The organism is Paenibacillus sp. J22R232, assembly GCF_056269165.1.
The window spans coordinates 1-7,946 of the sequence record NZ_JBWDNK010000036.1 but is presented as its reverse complement, the minus strand read 5'-3'; the positions used below and the strand labels follow the sequence as shown (position 1 = coordinate 7,946).

Below are 7,946 nucleotides of genomic sequence, written 5' to 3'. Positions count from 1 at the left end.
TTCCAATTTGACGGCTCTCGTCCCATTCAATCCGGGTTACAACTCATCCTCTGGTGAGATTCTGTGAATAAGCGAGCATTCGTGAGATAACTGCATCGTACCGAGGGAGTTGAAATACGTCATCAACTCTCATCGGTAAGTAAATCAGTTAGAAATTTTTTGACATCTCGTAAAACCAGTGTTAGAAATTTTTCCAATTCTTCTATTCGATCCTTCAAAACCTCTTGATTCCACAAATGGTATTGATCAATCATTGGTAAATGCTACATATTGTCATAATGCTCAAGACACACAATGTCAATAAAATCATAGCCTTCATACCAGAGGGCACTCAACTCCATGCAACCGAGAATAACATGCTTCTTTTCGTCTAGCATGTCTTGAGGATATGAATGATCTTACTTTTAACTAACCTTCATTCACTTAAATTCTCTCCTCAAGTTAATTTTGATTTCCATCATTTATGTTGGATTTATATATAGCTTGATACTAAAAATGCAGCTAATATATAATAGTCACTCATAGGACCTTCCTGCAGAGAGGATAATTGCGAAAGTACTCCAATCTGGCTCAAGACTAGCGCCTGTATCCTCAAGCCAAGCCTGCATCCCCTCTAAGAATGATTCCAAATCCGGGTTTTCCCACCCATTTTTATTAGTATCAAAATCTATCTTCAAGGCAGCTACAAAGTGAAGAATATCCTCTTTTGTTTTCACCTCATAAGGATTTAAGTTCATTATTCTAAATCACCTCATGAAAGCTATTCAGCTTATCTTTTATTTTCACTCTTTTCGTAAATGTTGTCGCTAAATGGGTTAATATCGTTTTCAATTTCAACGAAATAGCAGGATATTTGAGTTGCAAAAATACCGTTTGATGAAATTTAATAGCGTTTCCTTCAATGGCTACAATTATTTGCTCAACTCCAACAATTGCCGCCTCTGGTTTCTCAACTATTTCATCAATCCATTTGCTGATAGCTTGAAGTGTATTTTCATGAAACTCCGTAACAGCATCAACTGGTAAATCTGAGTGAGAAACGGGGTAAAAAGAAACCATAATCTCTCTTGAGCGATAAATTGAAACAACAACCACTGGACCTTTAATTATTGGCTTGTTTAAGCATCTTGAATCAAACTCGAATTTTCTACGTAAGCCAAAATTAACAATAAGCATTTTGTAGTGACTTAGAAAAGCTTTAACGTCCTTTTTCGAGGAAATGTAAACTTCTCGTAAACGTACTCTTCACTCACACCAACTCCCAAGTTGAGCTATGCCGTTCTGAAAGTTTGCACTCTGTTCCAGTTCACTTTTTCGCAAGAATCGAGATAAAATCACTTACTCCTCTGGACCACCAACATATTTGGTTTTGCCATCCCAAAAATCATTAAGGTGATTCCACCATTTTAATGATTCTTGTTTTAAATATTGATTAAAGATATTCGTATTTATCTCATTACTTCAATCAGTTCTATAAATACAAAGCCTTGCTATGACTAGCGTTTTAGGGCATAGAAAAAGGAGTACCTCCCCAAATCTCGAATAGGTAAAGTTACCACACCATACCGAAAGAGAAAGGAAGGAGAACTCCCTATGCCATATATACGACATGAGAGCTTATTTACCCTGCAAGAGCTTTATAAAATGGAACAAAAAGATCGTTTCCGTGAGGTTTTCGCCACCATTGATATTACGCCTATTTTGCGCTTGGTCAGGAAAACATCCCTTTATGGGGACCCGGTTGAAGTGAATTACAGGGCGATGGTCTATTCCTTAATCGTTAGAATCATTGAACGAATTCCTACGATTAAGATCTAATAAAGCGACTTCAAAATGACATCTTATTCCGCCTGGATTGCGGCTTTATGCTTTCAGAAGCCATTCCATCTGCCTCTTCCTATTCCAGGTTGGTGCACAAGATGAGTCAAAGCTATGCGCTAGAAGAAATACAAGAACAGCTGTTAAGCAAGCTTTGGTTGAATCATTCATTACGGACGATACCATTGCTATAGATGCAACCCATATCGAAGCTCGAGATCAAGCACCCGCAAAACAAGAAAAAGAAAAACAAAAAACCAATCTTCAAGAAAGAAATCGCTGCACAGCTTAGTGAGTCGTTTCATGTTTTAAGAGATGAAATGCCTCTTGACCCGCAGTGGGGAATTAAGAAAAATAGTGATGGAAAAGCCGCGATTCCGCTCCTAAAAGGAATTGCTTTGCAGTATCCACATTTCCATTTTAACTATGCAACCATTGACGCGGGCTACGATTATGAGCCCATCTATAAGCAAGTTCGCGAAGCGAAGGCTCATGCCGTTATCGCCTATAATCGTCGGCGAGAACCCGAACTTATCGGGTTTGACGAGCACTTCGCCCCTACCTATGTGAGAGAGCATTCTTATCAATACGACAGCTACGATAAGAGATATGAAACGCTCAAATACGTTCGACTGAAAGAATGTGAGAGCTGTCCATTAGCGCAAGATTCCCTTTGCCAGAAGGTTTACAAGATGAAGATCACGATAGATCTTCGAAAATACAGTGCTCCGGCTCGAGTCACGAAAAGTTGGAAAGAAATCGCTAAGAAACGATCTGCAGTCGAGAGAGTTAATGCGTATCTGAAGGAGTTCTTTCAGTTGAAAAATATGAGACATCGAACAGGTCAAAAAGCAAAAGCACATTTTAACTCGGTAACGCTTGTTTACAATTGCACAAAGTTAGCATGTGATCGTCTAAGTCGCCAATTACAAGAACAAGCAGCCTAATTTTCAAAAGCGAAAATGCTCAAATTCGGTTAGTCTGTGATTCTGTAACTAAGCATTATGAAATTGATTCGTATAGTAATTTAAAAAATCCCGATGTGCTTTTTCCGCATCATCGGGACTCAACTTATTGTATTAGTAATCACTTTGTAATGAATAGCAGAACTTAACTATAACGTAAAATCACATTCTAAATTGCAATATAAAAGTTGGAAACCAAAATTCCTAGTTACATAAGCTCCTAACAAAGTTACATTCTATAAAAACCTACCATAAACTTCGTTTGTGCACGCCAATCGCTCAAACTCGTTTCCTATATTCCTTGGCTCGCATAATTGCCTTAGCCCGGTTATTTACCCTTAACTTGCGATAAATGTTCTTCAAATGGAACTTCACCGTATCTTGAGTGACATTCAATTGATCAGCAATCTCCTTATAGATGAATCCCTCCGCAAGCAATTCAAACACCTTCTCTTCCTTCTCGGTCAGAGCCTCGTTAGACAAAGATTTAGGAGACGAATTGCTGCTCACAGCGTTGAGAAGCAGACGGATATAGTTCGAGGGCAGCAATGTCAATGCTGTCTTTTGCTGCTGATTCAGAAGCTCGGCCAGCATCTCAACCATCTGAGAGCCTTCATCAAGGAAGCTGCGGATGTAGCCCAGCGGTTCAGAGAGTCTCAAGGCAATAACAAGCGGCGCAAGGGCTGCTTGGGGCTCCTCGGATTGCCGAAGCACCATGCTATGCAAGATCTTCAGCCTGATCCGTTCTCGCAGACGATTTTCCTTGTCCGCAAGGCGCTCCAGCTTCTCGAACAATTGCAGCGCATTCTCGATCCGTCCGTTCTCCGCAATCACCCTGACCATTACTAGATACTCCTCGAAATACCGCGCCGAAACCTCGTCCGAATGCGACATTCCACTCTGTTCGAGCCAATCGTATGCCTTCTGACGCTGACCTTGAAGCAGATACAGTCTCGCTTGCTCCGCCTTAATTCTTTTCCAAATAATAGGCTGATCAGGCGAGTCGACGCTCGAACCGAGTTGGGTAAGCGATTCGATTGCTTCCTCTTCTCTTCCGAGGGCCTGCTTGAGCCGGGATGATACAACGCCCAGATGAATCCAAGTCCATACGTTGGCTCGAAGATCCTTTCGGCTGAGCGCTTGTCCAATGTACGACTCCGCCTCGTCCAACCGATTCCACTCGTGCATAAGCGAACTATAGGATAGATACGCGTATCCGACAAAGGGATAGTTCGGCTTCTTCCCCCACATCGTTATCAGCTTAAGCTGGAATTGTTCCATCTCGTGCAAATCGACGGTCAGCGAGAGCGGATCCCCGAAGCCCTCGTGACCTAAATAACGTTTGGTCGAGGCTTTCTGGAGGCTGCTCCCTTCTGGCAAATAATGCTCCAACAGCTCAAAATAATGAAGGGCTCTAGGTATATTTTGCTGCATTCGAAAGAAGAGTGCATTTAAGTAATAGAGATTGCCCATCAGTTGCTTCCACTCCGGCTCAGGGATGAACGCCTTCATGGCTTCGAACCGTCTCTCCGCTTGCTCAGCCTTACGCAGTCCTTGCTCCCAATCCCGATCCATCAGAAACTGCGAGATGCGGTACAGTTGGAACATCGGCCTATGTTCAAAGCTGCTCTCCGGCAAGGCTTTAATCCATCTTCGAACCACGTGACTCCTCGATTGCAAGAGTTCCGGCATGATGCGGTCGATAATCCGGACGGCATCTTCAGCCTGTTCCGTCCTAATATAATGCTCCACAGCTTCTTCATAGAGCCCCTCGTTCTCGTGCCAGGCCGCAGCCCGATGATGGGAAAGTCTCCACAGTTCCGGGTAGTCCCTAGCGCACAACTGCTGCAAGAACTCGGACAACAGATGATGATAGCGGAACCAATCGCGCTGCTCATCCAGTGGAATGATGAACAAATTTAGTTGCTCCAACCGCTCCAGTTGAACCCGACTGTCGGCTTGTCCCGTCACCGCCGCGCACAGCTCCCCGTTCATGCGGCTCAGAACCGAGGTAGCCAGCAGGAATTGCTGCGAGGATTCTGACAGATGCCCGAACACTTCTTCCAATAGATAATCGGAGATTTGGCGCTGCCGGCCGCTGAACTGGCGAATCGTATCAGCGATATTGCCACTTCGTTTGAGCGTGATAGCCGCAAGCTGAAGTCCGCTTACCCAACCTTCCGTCTGCTCAAACAACGTAGAGATTTGCCTTATCGATAGCGATAAGTTCGTCATCTCTCGGAAGAAAACAACTCCCTCCTCCAACTCGAATCGCATGTCTTCTATTCGAATAACGTTGATCTCTCCCTTGGCAAGAAGTCTGGTCGTGGGAAAAGACAGCTCTGTGCGGCTTGCGATATAGAGATGGAAGTACGGAGGCAGATGCTCAAGCATATATCGAATTGACTCGTTAACAGACGCATTCTCGATGACGTGATAGTCATCCAGAATGAGTACAAAATCACCGCGAATCGAGCTTAGCTCGTTCAGAAACGCCGATACCGCGAAATCGATAGAAGACGCAGACTCTTGCTCAAGCAGGAATTCGATCGATTCCCCGAACAACGGCAGTCTTTCTCGTATGGAAGCTAAGACGCAGCTCCAGAATGCGCCCCAATCGTTATCGTATTTATCCAGGGAGACCCAGGCAACCGAACATCGGCATTGCCTCGCCCATTCGCTCAAAGCTGTCGTTTTGCCGTAGCCCGCTTGGGCCGATAGCAAAGTCAGCTTGGTCTCCATACCTTCTTCAAGCTTGCGCGTCAGTTGCGGCCGAGTCACCAAAGATCTGCGCGCTGGGGGAATGAGATATTTGGTACTGCGAATCATATTCAGAGCCTCCAAACGCCTAAAATATAAATTCCATATAACCGATTATATTCGATTTAATTGGACAATACCCTTTGACAATTTTGTGACAATTGCAAAACCCCTGTGCTATAGGGCACAGGGGTCTCTCGTCAATCCGGTTTATTCATTTGTTTTCTGCTGCTCTAGCATGCGTAGGAGAACCGTCACCGCTTCCGCTCGGCTTGCTTTGGCTTCGGAATCGAACCGATTGTCTCCCGTTCCATGCATCAGACCGGTCTCCTTGAGAGCGGCAACCGCTCCCTTCGCCCACGCCGGAATCTCGCTGTTATCCGCAAATCCGGTCGCGGCATTCGCTTCGACTGTCAGATTTAGCGCCTTAACGATCATCGCCGCGATCTCGACTCGCGTAATCTCAGCGTTCGGACGGAAGGTACCATCGTCATAACCGTTGATGATGCCAGCTTGTGTAGCCTTCGCCACGGCATTCTTTGCCCATGCAGGAATTTGTGATGCATCCTCGAAGGCCAATTCCTCCGTTGCTCCTGCAGGCTTAATCACATTAATTAGCATCACGATGAATTGAGCTCGCGTAACCGTGAAATTCGGCCTGAACGTTCCGTCCGGATAACCAGTCGTGATCCCTTGGCTAGCTCCTTGACGAATCGCTTCCTCCGCCCAGTGACCGGAGATGTCGTTGAATTCGATTACCGGCTTCGCCTTATCTCCTACAGCTAACACGGCGAATTTCGTGAAGTGATTGACCTCTGCGGTAATGAAGCCACCGCTTACGTGGCCGCCAACCTCCACCCATTCTTTCTTCTCTTCATCATAATAGAAGATGGAAGCACGCTCGCCGTCGCCTAGCTTCGTCGGATCGAAGGCCAGCTTCAACGTAATGTTTTTCTTGAAGGTACCTGGGACATTCTTCAACACTTCGAAGACTTTGCTTACCAGCACTTCGTTATTCTTCAACAATTCATCCGTGTCCAACAAGGTCTCGACTGTCACTCGCAAACTCGTGTCCGTCGCGTCGGCTGGGATCTCGATAGTGATCTCGTCATCGCTCAAGCTAACCGATCCCGGTCGACCAACAGGAAGCGTCAACTCTCCATTGTTGGAGATGACTGGGCCGTTATCAGGAACGTTTATGCCTCCACCACTGACGCCGCCGCTTGGAACTTTCGTCCACTTCGCATACAGAGTCGTATTCGCGCTTACCGTATCCGTGGAGAAGTTCCACGCCGATGCATAGCCCTCATCCTTATACCAACCCGAGAACGTGTAACCCGCTCTCGTTGGATCGGATGGCTTCGTAATCGTCGCTCCCGCAGCAATGCCAGTCAAGCTCGCTATCGCGCTGCCTTCCTTCGAATCGAACGTTACCGTGTACGTCGACACCGGAATCGCCGTCCACTTCGCATACAAAGTCGTATTTCCAGTAACCGTATCCGCCATGAAGTTCCACGCCGAGGCGTAACTCTCATCCTTATACCAACCAGAGAACGTGTAACCCGTTCTCGTTGGATCGGATGGCTTCGTAATCGTCGCTCCCGCAGCAATGCCAGTCAAGCTCGCTACCGCGCTGCCTTCCTTCGAATCGAACGTCACCGTGTACGTCGACACCGGAACTGCCGTCCACTTCGCATACAACGTCGTATTGGCACTTACCGTATCTGTCATGAAGTTCCAGACCGATGCATAGCCCTCATCCTTATACCAGCCTTCAAACGTGTAGCCCGCTCTCGTTGGGTAGGATGGCTGCGGGATCGTCGCTCCCGCAGCGATGCCAGACAAGCTTGCTACCGCACTGCCTTCCTTCGAATCGAACGTTACCGTGTACGTCGACACCGGAATCGCCGTCCACTTCGCATACAAAGTCGTATTTCCAGTAACCGTATCCGCCATGAAGTTCCACGCCGAGGCGTAACCCTCATCCTTATACCAGCCCGAGAACGTGTAGCCCGCTCTCGTTGGGTCGGATGGCTTCGTGATCGTCGCTCCCGCAGCGATGCCAGACAAGCTTGCTACCGCACTGCCTTCCTTCGAATCGAACGTCACTGTATACGTCGAGATCGGAATCGCCGTCCACTTCGCATACAACGTCGTATTCGCACTTACCGTATCCGTTAAGAAGTTCCACGCCAATGCATAGCCCTCATCCTTATACCAGCCCGAGAACGTGTAGCCCGCTCTCGTCGGATCGGTCGGCTTCGTAACGGTCGCTCCCGCAGCGATGCCAGTCAAGCTTGCTACCGCACTGCCTTCCTTCGAATCGAACGTCACTGTATACGTCGAGATCGGAATCGCCGTCCACTTCGCATACAACGTCGTATTCGCACTTACCGTATCCGT

At 46.7% G+C, this 7,946-nt stretch carries 4 protein-coding genes and 1 pseudogene; 1 reads left to right on the top strand and 4 read right to left on the bottom strand.

All coding sequences use genetic code 11. The features are described 5' to 3' along the window. Window positions 1-515 precede the first annotated feature (515 nt). Window positions 516-737: a DUF7660 family protein gene (locus tag AC0YN3_RS32975; RefSeq protein WP_475779049.1), complete on the bottom strand. Its 222-nt coding sequence runs from the start codon at window positions 735-737 to the stop codon at window positions 516-518. 4 nt (window positions 738-741) lie between these two features. Beyond that, complete coding sequence (locus tag AC0YN3_RS32970; RefSeq protein WP_475779048.1) at window positions 742-1,176, bottom strand: hypothetical protein; 435 nt, start codon at window positions 1,174-1,176, stop codon at window positions 742-744. 468 nt (window positions 1,177-1,644) lie between these two features. Here AC0YN3_RS32970 and AC0YN3_RS32965 point away from each other — a divergent pair. Continuing rightward, a pseudogene (locus AC0YN3_RS32965) lies at window positions 1,645-2,765 on the top strand (transposase). A 297-nt stretch (window positions 2,766-3,062) separates the two neighbouring features. Here AC0YN3_RS32965 and AC0YN3_RS32960 read toward each other — a convergent pair. Next, on the bottom strand, window positions 3,063-5,612 hold the full coding sequence (locus AC0YN3_RS32960; protein ID WP_475779047.1) for a winged helix-turn-helix domain-containing protein: 2,550 nt from the start codon (window positions 5,610-5,612) through the stop codon (window positions 3,063-3,065). A gap of 141 nt (window positions 5,613-5,753) precedes the next feature. Further along, window positions 5,754-7,946: InlB B-repeat-containing protein (locus AC0YN3_RS32955; RefSeq protein ID WP_475779046.1), on the bottom strand; the 2,193-nt coding region annotated here is incomplete at its 5' end.

Coding starts and splice junctions, on each gene's coding strand:
- AC0YN3_RS32975 (WP_475779049.1), bottom strand. CDS start 737: ATGAACTTAAATCCTTATGAGGTGAAAACAAAAGAGGATATTCTTCAC.
- AC0YN3_RS32970 (WP_475779048.1), bottom strand. CDS start 1,176: ATGCTTATTGTTAATTTTGGCTTACGTAGAAAATTCGAGTTTGATTCA.
- AC0YN3_RS32960 (WP_475779047.1), bottom strand. CDS start 5,612: ATGATTCGCAGTACCAAATATCTCATTCCCCCAGCGCGCAGATCTTTG.